Source organism: Streptomyces longisporoflavus (assembly GCF_014649775.1).
Lineage (GTDB): Bacteria > Actinomycetota > Actinomycetes > Streptomycetales > Streptomycetaceae > Streptomyces > Streptomyces longisporoflavus.
The window spans coordinates 1-14007 of sequence record NZ_BMTR01000061.1; the positions used below are offsets into that span (position 1 = coordinate 1).

Genomic DNA, 14007 nt, shown 5'->3' on the forward strand with positions numbered 1-14007 from the left:
AACTTGCCTGCAGCATCATCTGCTTGAGGCGACTTCGAACCTCATTCTGAAACCGTCAGTAAGTCCGATTCTACCTGGAGCCGCCTCACGCCATTTGGTGGAGCCCGTGCGAGAAACGGACTCAACGCCCTGTATGACAGGGCACTCGGGCGCCGATCAGCGCTTCTGGGCGGTGATGTTGAACATCCAGCTGATCCCGAACTGGTCAATCAGCGAGCCCGCCTCGTCGCCCCACACCTGCTCTTCCAGAGGCAACGTTACGGTGCCGCCGGCGGACAGCTTCTCGAAGTAGTCGCGAAGCTCCCGGTCGTCGCCGTCAATGAACACGGCGACGTTGTTGCCTGGCCGATAGGGCGGGTGGCCGGACCTGTCATCGGGATAGTCCCATGCCATCAGCGTGTAGCCGGCGGGAGTGTCTAGACGAGAATGCATGACCTTGTCAGCGTTGGGCGAGTCCGGTGAGCCGAAGTCCGCCGCAGTTCCCAAATCCAACTCGCCACCGAACACCTCCCGATAAAACTCCATCGCCTGGCGCGCGTTGCCGTTAAACGTGATGCACGGGTTAACCTGCGAACCCACTTGACGCTCCTTCGCAATCTGGCCAATCGGGCTGTCCGATCACCGCGAGGCCAAGGTACCGACGAACCATGACACCTGCCATCGTGATTCTGTTGCAGTCCTGGTCCACTAGGGCCTTCTCCAGCCGGTTCCCGCAGCGGTCGGCGGCCTGGCCGAGCAGGGTGATGCCGCCGGCGTTGTCGTGGGCGGATGCGGCCAGCACGCGCCACAAGCCGGAGTAGTAGAACACCGCTGACCAGGACGGCAGACCATATGGGACGCCGCGCCACCGGCAGCCCGTCCGGTTCTGATAGTAGATCGCGTTCACGACCTCCCGGAGGTCGCAAGATCCGGGCTATCCGGTCCTGCTTCCAGGCCGTGATCATCGGCTCGATCAACACCCACTGCTCGTCGGATAAGTCGCTGGGATACGGCTCTCGCTTCACGCCCCGCACCTCGGCATGGACATGCCCGACGGGCTGCCTGTACAGCGATCAGTATCACGATCGAGCGATCACGAACAGAGGAAGATCGAACTTGACCTCCATTCAGACCGGCGCTGGGGCACGATCGACCTGCTGGGCATCTTGAAGTACGCCGAGTTCGGCACCGATTTGGAACAGCCGCCTCGACCTGGGCCTGGAGTTGACCCCCGCAGCGACGGTGCCCGGCCCGCGTGCTACTGAGGGCCGGGGTACTACGGCATCCATCTGACCAGAGCCGGGCGCACGGTGGAGGTGTGGCCGGGCGAGTACGCTGCTGTGCGTACATCGTCCGAATTTCACTCCGCCGCCCCGCCCTTGGCAGTGATCTTCCCCGCGCTTGTCCTGCAGGTGCAGGTCCTCGGGTGAGGACGGCGCTGGCCGGGGAACGGAAGCGGCAGTGCTTCAGAGCATGGGGTTCTCGGCGGCGGCCAGCATGTTCTCGATGAGGTCAGCAGCCCGCGGGGTGCCACCCTCGGCCCGCGTGGCGTCCTGCAACTGCTTGGACCGGTCGACGCGCTACCAGCAGCAGGTGACGTACCAGCCCGCCGATGGAGCTGATCGACCACGTGCGGGAGCTGTCCGGGGGCCCATGGCGGGCGGCCGGCATCAGCAGCGGCGGACGATGTTCTCAACGGGTCGGCCGACCGTCACCCTTTCGGGACTTGTCCCAGGTTACCGACAGTGGGCCTCGGTGCGGAGTTCCCGGCCGGTGACGGGGTCCCGGACAGTCGGCGGTATGCCGCTATGAGCGGGTCGTTGGTGCCGTGCCCGGGTTGTCTGTGAAGCTGATGAATCATCAGTCCGAAAGGCCCACTATGCGAAATGGCTGTCACCCGTTCGCCGCGCATCTTGCGTAATGCCCGCCCGTTGGATGGATCATGACGAGAGCAAGGCGTGGGTTTGTCCCGGGGATCCTCTTGGCCCGCCCTACGAGCAGCGGCGCAGGCGCGGTCTGTATGGGGGGATGGGTCTATACCCCGGCCGCCGCCGGCGGGGTGAAGGCGACCCTGCATGACACGTACCAGTCTGTCGACCTGAGGTATTCGGCCGCTCTGTTCGAAGACTTCCTGGCGGAACTCGGCCGTATCGAGGCCACGTTCGCCTCTTCGGTATCTGGCCCCCAAGGGCGCGGCGCTCGCTCGGGCGGGCTTCGTCGGCGGATCTCCTGTGTATGAGATGCCGGGCCCGCGCAGCCCTATGGAGCCGGCCGACCGGGGAAGCCAGGGGACAGTCGGCGACTCCGGTACGTGGGAGCAGCCTCTGGCGCCCCTTGACCCGCTGGACATGCACTGGGATCCGGAACAGGAACTGGCGCATCTGCTGCACGAGGCCGCGGGAAACGAGTGGGAGGGCGTTCCGGCCCCCGGCGGGCCGGTCGAAGCGGCGCTCGCCGAGTCACTGAGCCGTGAACTGCTGGACGAGCTGCGCCCGCTGCGCGCCGTGCTACCGCCTCGCAGACGCCGCGCGCGTTCACGTTCTCGTTCTCGTTCGCGTAAGCGCGGGGGCGGTGCCCTGCATAACATGAGCCTTTTCCTGGCGGGGCTGGCTGCTGTCGTCGTGTTCATGGTCTGTGTCTTCGGCGGCATGGTCAGCTATGACCCGCTGAGTCACCTGGCGAGGTACCGGACCTCCGCCAACGCGGGCTGGTGGCCTCTTCTTGTCTACGGTCCGTGGCTGGTCGCCAGTCTGTCGATTCTGCGTGCTGCCCTGCACCGGCGCCGTGCCGTCCACTCCTGGGCGGTTGTCCTGGTGTTCTCCACCGTTTCCATGCTGCTGTGCGTCGCGCAGGCCCCGCACACACTGATCGACGCGGCAGCGGCGGCGCTTCCCGCCCCGGCCGCACTTGCCTGTTTCCAGCAGCTCGTACGGCAGATCACTCTCACCCGCCCTCCGCGCCAGGCCAATCCACGCCACCGCACCCGCCCCCGCCTCCGGCCCGGCCCTCCGGCCGCATCCGCAAACGCGAAAAAGGTGTGAGCGGGCCCCTGCCCGCCACCGAGGCGGAAAGTCCGGTCGTCCGTTGGCGGGCGGGGGAGGGCGGTGCGTCAACTCCGGGACGGTGCCGGTCAGGGGCAGGGGTTGAGCGATGCAGCCGTTTGGAGGGTTTGGTGACTGGGGCAGCGGGGTGCTGGGCAGGTGCCGGGTGCCGTTCGGCGGTGTTCGTCCCCCGCGGGCCGCCGGACGGCACGGCCCGCCCATGGCAGCCGGGAAACCACCCGGGCGGGGGGCGGTGTCATTTCTTTTGGATGTGACGAGGATCCGGCTGCGGGATGCACCGTGGGGCGGGTGCCGTGGAAAGGTAGGGCATGGACAATCGTCCCCCACAGGTCGCAACTTGGGTGGAGGAGCACTATCGGGCCTATGTGCGGCACGTGCAGACCTGCAGCCGGTGCAGGCCGGGACGGTGTGCCGCCGGTCAGGCCCTGTGCCGCGCCTACCTGGCGGCCCTGGCCGGCGATGAACCGGCCGGCACTGAACCGGTGGACCGGCCCTGAGCCCTGTGCCCTGGGTGCGCGGGTCTGCGTTGTCGGGCTGTGATGTGAGCGGGCCTCACGCAGCCCGGCCGTCTGTGCTCCACGATCCGGCGCGGGGCAGCCGGCGAGCCCTGCGCCCCGGGGCAGGCTGGTCTTGGCCGTCGTGGGCCGGCGCGGGTGCTGTCATGGGGGAGCATCCGCCGGTAATCCGGTCCGCTCCCGGGGGTCTTGGGTGATCTGGTCGGGCCGGCGGCCGGGCGGGTCTGCCCGGACCGCCGGCGGGCGGGTCGCTGGGTTACGGGTAGCAGTGATCTCGCTTGTCCGGCGGGCGGGTCGGGGGCTCGGCGGGGTTCTGCGCCGTGTCGTATCGGTGTGCTCGCCCGCCGCGCCATTGCACCTGTGCCGGGTCGTCGAGGAGCGTTCCCGCTACGGGCAACCCGGCGGATCGCAGGAAGGAGATGACGTCGGCGTCGGAGTGTGCGAGTCCGAGGATCTTGCCGTGCACGGTCACCCGGCGTCCTCCCGTGCCCGAGGGTGGGTGGACCACGGCCGGGACCCCGTGGCTGCCCGGTGCCGCACGCGCAACGGGCGGCGCCTGCCCGCGGGAAGGCCCGGAGGAAGGGGGTGGGTCTGGGTGCCCGGATGCGGTGCGGAGCTCTTTCACGCGGACAGAACCGTGGCCAGGGCGGTGACGATCAGGGCGCAGGCCAGGCCGGTCAGCAGGTGGTGAGCCGTTGTTCCACGGCGGCGCGGGGCTGTGTCGTCTTCGAGGAGACAGCTGCACAGGCCGTGCTGCTCAAGGACGGGGGAGTCGAGCCAGTAGGCGGCGGACAGCTCGGCCTGCGGCCGGGGAATCGGGGCATCGCTCATGTCCCGGCAACGAGCCGGGCGGCCGCCGGGTGCAGACCGCTCCTCGGATCTTCACATCCTCCTCACAGTCTTGCTGCATCTGGATTCGCCCGAGGGCCGGAAGGGAGTCGTTTCGGGCGAGGACCCTGCCGGGGGAAGTGCCTGCCGGGCGGTCGCTGCAGCGGTCTTGCCGTGTGCAGTGCCGAGCGCCGCAAGCCGGATAGGTCCGGGCCCGCGAAATTTGCCACGGCCCCTCACGGAACTGGCTTGTCCCGGCGTGCGGTTGCGGCCCGCGGCTCGTACGGTCGGCTGCGGGCGCCCTGACAGGCGGCGCGCCATCGGCGGCCCCGCGGCCACTTCGCACGTACGCGGGGCCGCTCACCTCGTGTGGCCGGCTCTGGGGCGCCGGGCCCCGACGTTTTTCGCTGTCGGTGGTGAGCCCGGCCGAGTGGTACAGCGTGGGCCTCGGCTGAGCGGTACAGCGTGGGCAGAGGCGTGCGACGTCGTCCGCTCGGGGGCGGGAGAACACTCCGGGGTTTTGTCATGCCCCCGGGCCATCGCGCGCATGACGCCGCTGGTGGATCCGCCTTCGAGCGAGAACGGGGCGTGACAGTGAAACCGCGCTCCCGGATTGCTTCCGCGGATTGTTCCTGGTTTCGCTTCGGGACGGGGCGCCGTTTGCCGACGGGCACGAAGTGGCCGGGGGTCTACGCCACGGCGCTTCGGATGCCGAGGGTGACGAGGATCGCCGAGGTGGCCTTGGCGGCAGCTTGTTTGAAGCGGGGCTGGTGCAGGGCGGGTGAGGCACGCAGGGCGAGGAAGGTCCAGGCGGCGAGCCAGAGTGCGATCAGCAGTGCGTGGGCGGTGGCCAAGGTGAGGATCTGGCTGCCGAAGGGCTGATGGGGTGCGATGAATTGCGGGACCAGGGTCAAGTAGATGGCTGCCGCCTTCGGGTTGAGGACGTTGGCGAGCAACGCCTGGGCGTAGACGGAGTCCGGCCCCTTCGGCAAGTGTGGGCGGGAGGGGGCGGGCGCCGCGTTCGGCGTGGCGGAACGCCATGTCCAGATGCCCAGTCCGATGAGGTAGACGGCGCCGATGAGCTTGAGGGTGGTGAAGGCCAGGCTGGAGTGCATGACCAGGGCCGACAGGCCGGCTATGGCCAGGATGGCGTGGACGTACAGGCCGGTGACTGTGCCCAGGATGACGGGAAGAGCCTGGCGGCGGCCGCTGTCGATGACGTGTCGGATCAGCAGGGCCAGGCTGGCTCCGGGGGTAGCGATCATGGGGAGGATCGCGACCAGGAATGCGGCGACGGCGTAGGGATGGACCATGAGGCCTCCGGTTCGTGCGAGCGGGGATCAGAGCGCGGTGCGGTAGTGCGCGGTCAGGCGCCGTCGTCGGACAAGGTGTGGAGCCCGGGGCCGGAGGGCTGGTGATGGTCCGCGGTCTGGTCGCCCTGCCGGGCATGCGCAGGGTCCAGTTGACGGCCCGGTTTGACGCTCGGCGCACCCGCGGCGAAGGCCCGGGCGGCCGGGGTGCGGGCGTGGCCCGGGAGAGCGGCGGCGGCTTGCGGGTGCGCGTCGGGTATGTCGGCCGGTTGTCCGGGTTCTTCGGGCGTGCCGCAGTCGGGCAGAGGGTGGTGGAGTTCGGCCGGCGGCTGGTGGAAGGCGATCAGTGCGATCTGCGCGAGGGTGCGGGTCTCGAGGCGTTCCTCGTCGGGCGGCCAGGGTGGGTGCAGGCGCATCCCGGGGTGGTGGTGCCGGCAAGGGGAACGGCCTGAGTGGCGGGGCTGTGATCGGGCGCCATTGCGAAAAGGGCCGTGCGGCAGGCCGGTCGCGCGTTGTGGTTTCCGTGTGGGGGGAGATCCGTCGCAGGGACGGTCGGTCAGGATCCGGGCTGCGTCCTCGTGCTCGGCCTCCCGGGGCATGATCGGCGATGCCCCGGCGGCCTGGAGCGCGTCAACCGGAGGGGGCAGGGCTCGCCAGTAGTCCGTGACGCGGGCCGTGCGTCGGGCTGCCCTCTCGCCGCCGTCCGCGTGCAGCTCGCTGATCTGTGAAAGCAGCGTCATTCCGCAGTCGCCTCCGATGGCGATCTCAGCCGCTGACCTGTGTCATGCCAGGTGTCTCCACCCACTCCAGGACCTAACGGAAATTTTTTGATGTTCCGTTAGGAACCTTAGGGCGTGCGCAGGGAGGTGATCAAGGGGCTGACGGCCGGACGCCGAACGGCAGCCGTTAGGTTGAGGTGCTTGTGTCTCCGCACGGCGCGTGCCGCACGGGGTTGAGGCCGGCCCCGGGCGAAGCAGTCGGCCCGTGCATGCCCCTCGTTCGGGAGCTTCTTCGGCCGGGCCTGTGCGGCGGGCGCCTCGGGACTCGACGGGAGCCTATGCGCGGCGAGCACCGGCTCCGGGTGTACTCCTCGTCCGGGCCGCTCACCGTACGGGAGCGCTGGTCCGGCGGCCCCGCTGGTGATGTCGTCGCTCGCGGTAGCCGTCGGGCGCGTGGTCGGCCAACGCTTTTTGCTCGCCGCGGCTGCCCGGGCAGTTCGCGTGGGTGGCCGGTGCGTGGTCAAAGCAGCCGGTTGCGCGGGGACGGGCGGAACCGGCTGTGCCAGGGCCTCGTGTGCGAGGACCTGCGACGGCTCTTCGTCGCCGAGCGGGCCTGCGGGCCGCCCGGACCGGCTTACCGAGGGGCGGTCGGGCCGGTCTGGGCGGCCAGCTCCTGTTCCAGGCCGTCGAGGAGCACCCGGAGGCCGAACTCGAAGGTCCCCTCGGGAGCGGCGGCATAATCGGCTGCCGCCCGGGTTTCCAGCCGGGCCCGCAAACGTGGATAGCGCACGGCGATCTCCCGCGCCTCGGCCATGGCGTGCCGGAACTGCTCTTCGGTGCTGCTTTCGCCCGGGCTGCCCCGGCGCGTGAGGGAAGCGGTCGCGGCGGCGCCGGTCGCGTTGCCCAGTACATAGGTGAAAACAGCGCCCGCCGCCTGGTCGCACTGGGCGGCGGTGAAGCCGGCGGCCTCGTAGAGGGCAAGGCTGCACTCGTCGTGGCGGGCCTTGCCCTCGCCGTAGACGAGGTGCGCGGCGAGGACCTGCACCAGCCATGGATGCCGGGCGAACATCGCATGCAAGTCGGTGGCCATGGCGGTGATGGCGGCGCGCCAGTCGGCCGCCCCGGGGTCGGGCAGCGTGAGCTCGTTCCACACCTGGTCGGTGGCGAGCAGGACGAGATTGTCCTTGCTCTTGACGTGCCAGTACACGGCGGTGGTGGCCGAGTCGAGCCTGGTGCCCAAGGCGCGCATGTTGAGCCCCGCGAGCCCTTCGGCGTCCAGAAGCTCGACGGCGGTGCGGACGATCTGGTCCTGGGTCAGCGTGTCGCGTGCCATAGCTACACCGTACGCAGTACTTGCACAAAGTTCAAGAAAGTACTTGCACGGTGTTCAAGTGTGGTCCTACTGTCTTCCCGGACAAGCGATTGAACAAAGTACAAGTCACGGGAGGGCCAGTGAACATCCTCGTCGCCGTCATACAGTTGCTCGTCGCCGCAGCCTTTGTCAGCATCCCGGTGGTCCGCCACCGCTTCGGTCCCGCCGCAAAGGCCGCCGCGGTGGCCGAGCTGCGACGCCAGCAGGTCCGCCCCGAGGTGCTGGAGGAAAACAACCTCCGATTCGACGCCGGCGGGCACGAGACCGCGGCCCCCGTGGCCGTAGCCGCCGTGATGACCGCGAGCGCCGCCGTGAACTTCGCGGGCGCCGCTCCGGCCCAGGTAATGACCTGGATATTCTCTTCGCTGGTGCTGCTGATGAACGCGGTGATCGTCTACAGCAACCTCACTGCGGTGAGGTCCGTGGAAGCCGCCTTCCGCCGCAAAGAAGACCCCGAGCTGGCCCGCATCGACGTCGGGCCCTTCCTCCAGGCCGCGCGGGACGCCTTCCCTCCCTGGGTGCGCGCCCAGACCTATGTGCGTAACGCCGTGGTCTTCGGCGGCTCCGCCGTCGCGCTGGCCGCCGTCACTGTGATGTGACCACGCCTGGGAGCAGGGCCTTCGCGATGCCAGGGGCCTCGCGAAAGCCCGGAGGCGTATCTGCGGCCGCATGCGCGCCCGGGCCGACGCGGCAGGCCGCCCGCACGCCGGCCCTGCTCCTCCTGTGTCAGTCCGCGCGCCGTATGAACAACCACCGGCTGTTGCGAACGGCCCGAGGTTGCCCCGCCCGGGCGACAGGGAGAGATCTCTGCTCCTGCCTGTCCCTGTCCGCCCTGCAGCACATCACAGGCCCGGCTGCTGCCCGTTCCGCCTGACCGGCGCCCTGCACGCACCGCCGGGGGGCGAGTGGCTCTTCCGGAAGGACGGGCGTCCTTCCGCCGGGCGGCGCCGGCCGACCTCGTCAGCTGGTCGTCGCCCACTGGTGGGTGCTGCCCTGGTGGACCGCGGCGTAGATACGATCGCGCAGCAGGTTGGCTTCCTGGTCGGTGAGGGTGCGGTCCAGGTGCCGCAGGACCACTTTGAGCAGGACGTTCTTCTGGTCCGGGCCGGCGCCCAGCCGTTCCAGGGCCTGCGGCGGGAGTTGCGTGTACGGCGTCTCGGCGAGGATCTCGACCGACTCCACGCAGTCGGCGTCGGGGCCGAGGGCGTCGCGGACCCGGTCTCCGAAGTCTTCGGCCAGATCGTCGCGGTCGACGGCGACGGACAGGTCCCGGCGAACGGCGGGCATGGCGGACACGGGCCGGTAGGGGGCCAGGTCGGCCATCTGGGCAGCAACGGATGGTTCGACCGAGCGCAGGATACGGATGTCCGGGATGCCCTTGAGCAGCATGAGTATCCGGTCGAGTCCCATACCCAGGGCGAGGCCGCTCCACGAGGCGTCCAGACCGGCCCGCTCAAGTACCCGGGGGTGTGCCAGGCCGCATTCCGCCACCTCGATCCATTCGCCCTCGCGATTCACGTCCACCTGGCGGCCAGAGAGGGTGTAGGGGTGGACGCGGTCCTCGTGGCGGTGCTCCGCCCCGGGAAGGAGCGCTCGGAGGAGGGTCGTGACCATCTGGTCCAAGTCGGCCGTCGTCAGCGGGGCCGGGCGGCGGGTGAGGCGCCACAGGTCAAGCTGATGGGGCGTGCCAGTGTGCAGGCGGTCGATGCTGTCGCGGCGGTAGACCAGCCCGGGGCAGACCAAGAGAACGTCGTCGGCCGCATCCGCGGCCAGGGCACGCAGCGCGGCCGGGATCAGCGCGCTGGAATGGCTGCGCAGCATCCGCCGGTCGTCGACGTAGCGGGTGTAGCGGGCGTCTCGGGTGACGTCGTCGGGGCGGTAGCCGAGGTTGTCGTAGTTGTCCTCGACGGTGACCATGCGCTCGCCGCGCCACCAGCGGACCTGGGCGCCCCAGCGCTCGGCCAGCGCGTCGACGGCGCTGCCCACAACGTGTTGGAGGGCGTGCGGTCCGGCGGCAGGGTCGCTGAGGTCCCGGATGGACAGATCACGGGCGAGTTGTTCGGCGGAAAGGTGAGCGGGCATGTCGGCCTCCTGGCCCAGAGCGGTGACGGGGTGTCATCCACCCCCCAGCCCCTGGGTCTGACCGCTTGACGGGCCGGCCGGCTCAGCTCTGGAGACCTGGCGAAGTCGGCCCCCTGCGGCACCCTTCGGGGGCCAGGGGGCCGGTAAATCGGCGAACGATCGCTACGACGGCCACGCCAGGACTATAGCCGGTCGCCGGCGCCTCGCCTCGCTGTTTTTGGCACAAGGCATCGCGCCGCCGGCGGGGCAGTTCGAAGCGCCGGCCCTCGCCGCAGCCCAACTCCCCCTGAGGCACGCGCCGGCCACGGTCTCCCACCGCCAGCGGCCGCCCGGATCCTTAGGACGGGCCGGCCGGGCGGCCGGGACGGTTCAAAGGTGCTGACCGCGATAACGGGTCGATCTGCATGCAGCGTTCCGCGTCCGCTGCCCCCTCACACCAGACCAACGTGCCGTTCGGGCGCGGCGAGGACGCACCACGAGGTACACCCACGGGACGGTGGAACTGAGTACGGGGCGGCCCTGTGCTACTTCGCGGCGGTGCCGCCCACCAGGGGCTGCGTGCGGGCGGCCGGTGCACCGGTGCGCTCGGTTTCGTCCTGTACGAGCAAGGAAAGCAGTGAGGCCACGGGCAGGCCGGCTTCGGCGGGATGGCGCAGCACCTTGTCGGGATCGACGCGGTAGATGTTCGTACGGCCTTCGCGGGTGTGTGAGAGATACCCGTCCTGCTCCAGGTCGGAGATGATCCTCGACACGGCACGCTCGGTGAGCCGGCAGTGGGCGGCGATATCGCGGATTCGGATGTTCGGGTTGTCGGCGATGGCCGCCAGCACGCGCGCGTGGCTGGTGATGAACGTCCATCCGGTGTGGGACTCAGGGACTGCTGCCATAGCCCTACTTTAGGCGACGCCGGTTGCCGGAAGCGTTTTACATGACATGATTTTCCGGTAACTGGCGGCGCGCTCCCGCGCGGGAGATCCACAGAAGGAGCTTGAGGTGTCCCGGAACGAGGCCGTCTTGTCGACGTGCACGAGCAGCACCAGCGGAACGCCTGCCCGGGTGCAGATCACTGCGCACGCTTCGTGCGGTCCCGGGGTCGACATACAGACGGCGGGGCCCGGCGCCGAGAGGCAGTACGAGTACCGCGGGGCCCGGGTGATTGCCGCTGCCGGCGAGTACGACATGGGCTCGATCACCTCGCTGCGTCAGGCGCTGCACACCGCGGCGGGTCAGTACCCGAAGGTTGTCCTCGACGCCTCCGCCGTCACCTTCGCCGACTCGACGTTCCTGAACATGCTGATCCTTGCCCACCAGAGGGGAACACTGCGCGTCGTCGCACCCTCCGCACGGGTACGACGCCTTTTCGAGATCACTGGTGCCGACAGCTTCTTGGAGATTCGACAGACGATTGAGGAAGCGGCCGCCTGGTAACCCTCCGCGCTTCGGCAGCCTTCTGCAGAGCTGCACGCCGACAGCCGCGACCATGGAGGCGGGGCGATCGACGGCTCTCTTTGACGGGCCCTGGTCACCGGCTTTCCCTTCCCGGAGTCGCCATCGGCGGCCCGCCCGGGCGCCGGAGATCGGCAGCCACATTACGCAACCCTGCCAGTCGGCGGACACGCTGCCATCAGTGACCACCCGGTGCCGCCAGGACCGGCGACAGCACCCCCTGGATCATCAAGGACAGGGGCAATGAGCTCTTTCCAACCTCAGGCTGACGCGTGGTGGTGAAGGACGAGGACGGCCTTCACCACGTCGGTGATGCGGTTGGTGCTGCAGCGGAGCTTCCGCAGGAGCCGCCAGCCCTTGAGGGCGGCCATGGCCTGCTCGCCGAGGCAGCGGATCTTGGCGTGGGTGGTGTTGTGACGGCGCTTCCATCGCTTGAGACGGCGGCCCCGAAACGGGACTCGGACGGTTCCGCCGGCACCTTGATACGCCTTGTCAGCCCAGCATTTGAGTCCCGCTTCAGCGAGGGCTTCGATGATCCCGTGCTGTCGCGCGGCGGTGAGGTCGTGAGTGGAGCCAGGCAGCGCGGGCGAAGCCCAGAGCAGTCGGCCGAACGGGTCGGTGAGGACCTGGACGTTCATGCCGTGGCGTTTGTGTTTCCCGGAGTAGTACGGGGTGTCGGCGGCAATCCGGTCGATCGGCAGCAGGGTGCCGTCGAGGATGACGAACGCCTTCGCCCGGATCGCCTTCATCGCCTCGGCCAGGGACGGGGCGAGGGTGGCCAGGATGTCGACGGCCTCGCGTATGTAGCGGAAGGCGGTCGCGATCCCGATGCCGAAACCGGCCGTGAGCTGTGCGTAGGTGTCACCGCACCGCAGGTGGGCCAGGGCCAGCAGAGCCTGTCGCGCTGCGGGAAGCCGCCGCCACCGCGTGCCGATCTCCCTCCGTCTGGCTGTCAGTTGCCCGGTCAGGAACCGCAGGGTGCGGGTAGACAGATCGATCGACGACGGGTAGACAAGCACACGAAGCTCCTGGCGAACACGGGTGATCTTGGTCGAGAACCCATCTACCAGGAGCTTCCTTCATGCCCACCGCTGGGCTGCCGACCCAGCCTCCCGGCAGGTTGGACGAGGTGCACGGAATCGATGGCGCTCAACGCTGACCACCCACGGCCTGGCCACTCAGCTACCAGCGGGGCCAGATGAGCTGCCGAGCTGCCAGTGAGCAATGGGGGCGCCAAACGGAACGATCAGTCATATCCCTCATTCGCAGAGCATGTCCACCCGCTATCACGCACCAACTCGTTGGTGCGATCATCACCACATGAAGATCGATTTGCGTCGCATCAGTGCGGTGGTTGTTCTGCTCGTCGGCATGTCCCTGGCCGTGTGGGCCGTCATCGGACCGCCCCAGGACTGGACGGGCAGCATGTGGTGGGCTCGTGCGGGACTGTGTGCGGGAGGTCTTGGACTGGTACTCCTCAGCGCGCAGCTGATGTTCCCGATCAACCGCAAGAAGGACAGGGACGCCGACCGGGACCCAACGTCCGCATGGGGATCCCTGGCCGGGCCGCTGGACGACCTCTTCTGAAGGACCAGGGCGAGAGCGGGCGACGTACGAGTCTTCACGCGTACCGCATACGGCCCTGAACACGGCAAACGCGAAGGAAGATGATGCTGGTCAGAGCCCGTGGTTGGCGGCATGGGAAACCCAGACTGACCGTAGCGCGGGTTCACGGCACTCCCGCCGCTCTCGCCGCAGACGACATCAAGTGCTGGGCCGACAAGGCATATCAGGGCGCGGGTCCTGCTGTCCGTGTCCCGATCCGGGGCAAGAACCTGCGCGGCTGGCGTCGTCGTCGCAACCGCGATCACGCCAAGATCCGCAGCTCAGAGAACGCGCCATGGCAACCCTCAAGTCCTGGCGGCTCCTGCGGAAGCTCCGCTGCAGCACCACGCGGATCACCGCCGTCGTCCGGGCCGTCGTCGCCCTCGAACTCACCACCTGATCAAGATGGAAAAGGCTCAATGAGTCATACCGGCCCCGGAGGCCATGAACCCGAACCAGGCTCTGCAAGGAAGGCAATGGGCGACCCCCGCCGCGGACCGATCAGACCGCCCGAGGGCTTTCCCGGTGGGCTTGGTTGCGGGTGGGATGATCCCGCGATGGCCGACGCGACTCGGCATCGGGATCGTTCCGGACAGCCCCGTCGCCGGGCTGGGCCCGCGCTGCTTCGGCGCATTGGTGACTGCCGTGCGCCGCGAGGGCGCGGCCCACAAAGGACCGCGGCCGAACGCGGGTCCCCTGTCTCCGGAGGGCCGGGTCCTGCTGGTGATGGCAGCCCGCCGAGTGGTGCAGGCGGGCAGGGCGTTGGACGCGCGGTGGTCTGCTCGTGGTGTGCACCTGCTGACGTCGAGCGTTCCCTGAACAGAGGCAGGACCCTCGCACAAGCCACCCTGATGTACGGCCAGTTCAACTGGAGGAGGATGCGATGGCCCTGACGTATCTCGCTCCGCCCGGGCAGCGAAACGAGACGATCCGTATTGCGGGGCCGGGGGTGCTGCCCTAGACTCACGACGAGCCGAGACGGACCGTCTTGTTTATTGGGGGTGAAGCGCGTCGTGGCAACTGCGAGAGTGTGGCTCATTACCGGTGCATCCCGCGGCCTGGGCCGGGCCTTTGCCGAGGCTGCCCTGG

General features: G+C 68.9%; 14 protein-coding genes and 1 pseudogene. 5 read left to right on the forward strand and 10 right to left on the reverse strand.

Going from position 1 to position 14007, the window contains the following annotated elements; all coding sequences use genetic code 11:
* Nucleotides 1-156: 156 nt before the first annotated feature.
* Together IE226_RS42440 and IE226_RS44695 are read right to left on the reverse strand one after the other, a co-directional pair.
* Nucleotides 157-579: a VOC family protein gene (locus IE226_RS42440; protein ID WP_190086885.1), complete on the reverse strand. Its 423-nt coding sequence runs from the start codon at nt 577-579 to the stop codon at nt 157-159.
* The gene (locus tag IE226_RS44695; protein WP_229871950.1) at nt 563-886 is read right to left on the reverse strand and encodes a transposase; all 324 of its coding nucleotides are present in this window, start codon (nt 884-886) and stop codon (nt 563-565) included. The genes IE226_RS42440 and IE226_RS44695 overlap by 17 nt, the downstream gene beginning before the upstream one ends.
* A 1354-nt stretch (nt 887-2240) precedes the next feature.
* Between IE226_RS44695 and IE226_RS42450 the strand changes: the two genes are divergently transcribed.
* Nucleotides 2241-3020, forward strand: a complete 780-nt coding sequence (locus IE226_RS42450) for a DUF2637 domain-containing protein (RefSeq protein ID WP_190086895.1) — start codon at nt 2241-2243, stop codon at nt 3018-3020.
* 792 nt (nt 3021-3812) lie between these two features.
* Here IE226_RS42450 and IE226_RS42455 read toward each other — a convergent pair.
* The 5 genes from IE226_RS42455 to IE226_RS42475 all read right to left on the reverse strand — a co-directional run bounded on the left by IE226_RS42455 (nt 3813) and on the right by IE226_RS42475 (nt 7746).
* The gene (locus tag IE226_RS42455; protein WP_190086886.1) at nt 3813-4064 is read right to left on the reverse strand and encodes a hypothetical protein; all 252 of its coding nucleotides are present in this window, start codon (nt 4062-4064) and stop codon (nt 3813-3815) included.
* A 113-nt stretch (nt 4065-4177) separates the two neighbouring features.
* The gene (locus IE226_RS42460) at nt 4178-4387 is read right to left on the reverse strand and encodes a hypothetical protein (RefSeq protein WP_190086887.1); all 210 of its coding nucleotides are present in this window, start codon (nt 4385-4387) and stop codon (nt 4178-4180) included.
* 686 nt (nt 4388-5073) lie between these two features.
* A complete protein-coding gene (locus IE226_RS42465; protein WP_190086888.1) occupies nt 5074-5697 on the reverse strand; it encodes a LysE family translocator in 624 nt (207 codons plus the stop codon).
* A 53-nt stretch (nt 5698-5750) separates the two neighbouring features.
* Nucleotides 5751-6110 (reverse strand): hypothetical protein, encoded by a 360-nt coding sequence (locus IE226_RS44700; protein WP_229871951.1) that lies wholly within the window; start codon nt 6108-6110, stop codon nt 5751-5753.
* 937 nt (nt 6111-7047) lie between these two features.
* Nucleotides 7048-7746, reverse strand: a complete 699-nt coding sequence (locus IE226_RS42475; RefSeq protein WP_190086889.1) for a TetR/AcrR family transcriptional regulator — start codon at nt 7744-7746, stop codon at nt 7048-7050.
* Between the two features lie 119 nt (nt 7747-7865).
* Here IE226_RS42475 and IE226_RS42480 point away from each other — a divergent pair, with 119 nt between their 5' ends.
* Nucleotides 7866-8384 carry a hypothetical protein gene (locus tag IE226_RS42480; protein WP_190086890.1) on the forward strand — a complete coding sequence of 173 codons (519 nt, stop codon included), beginning with the start codon at nt 7866-7868 and terminating at the stop codon, nt 8382-8384.
* A 361-nt stretch (nt 8385-8745) separates the two neighbouring features.
* On the opposite strand, the gene srmL is transcribed toward IE226_RS42480, so the two are convergent.
* Nucleotides 8746-9867: a PheS-related mystery ligase SrmL gene (gene srmL / locus IE226_RS42485; protein WP_190086891.1), complete on the reverse strand. Its 1122-nt coding sequence runs from the start codon at nt 9865-9867 to the stop codon at nt 8746-8748.
* A gap of 524 nt (nt 9868-10391) precedes the next feature.
* A complete protein-coding gene (locus IE226_RS42490; protein ID WP_190086892.1) occupies nt 10392-10754 on the reverse strand; it encodes a helix-turn-helix transcriptional regulator in 363 nt (120 codons plus the stop codon).
* A gap of 106 nt (nt 10755-10860) precedes the next feature.
* Between IE226_RS42490 and IE226_RS42495 the strand changes: the two genes are divergently transcribed.
* A complete protein-coding gene (locus IE226_RS42495; protein WP_229871952.1) occupies nt 10861-11295 on the forward strand; it encodes an STAS domain-containing protein in 435 nt (144 codons plus the stop codon).
* 278 nt (nt 11296-11573) lie between these two features.
* Here IE226_RS42495 and IE226_RS42500 read toward each other — a convergent pair whose 3' ends face one another.
* On the reverse strand, nt 11574-12332 hold the full coding sequence (locus tag IE226_RS42500) for a transposase family protein (RefSeq protein ID WP_190086893.1): 759 nt from the start codon (nt 12330-12332) through the stop codon (nt 11574-11576).
* Nucleotides 12333-12633: 301 nt separating this feature from the next.
* Between IE226_RS42500 and IE226_RS42505 the strand changes: the two genes are divergently transcribed.
* A complete protein-coding gene (locus IE226_RS42505) occupies nt 12634-12900 on the forward strand; it encodes a hypothetical protein (RefSeq protein WP_190086894.1) in 267 nt (88 codons plus the stop codon).
* 134 nt (nt 12901-13034) lie between these two features.
* Nucleotides 13035-13318, forward strand: a pseudogene (locus tag IE226_RS44705) (transposase family protein); the annotation flags it as partial.
* Between the last annotated feature and the right edge of the window lie 689 nt (nt 13319-14007).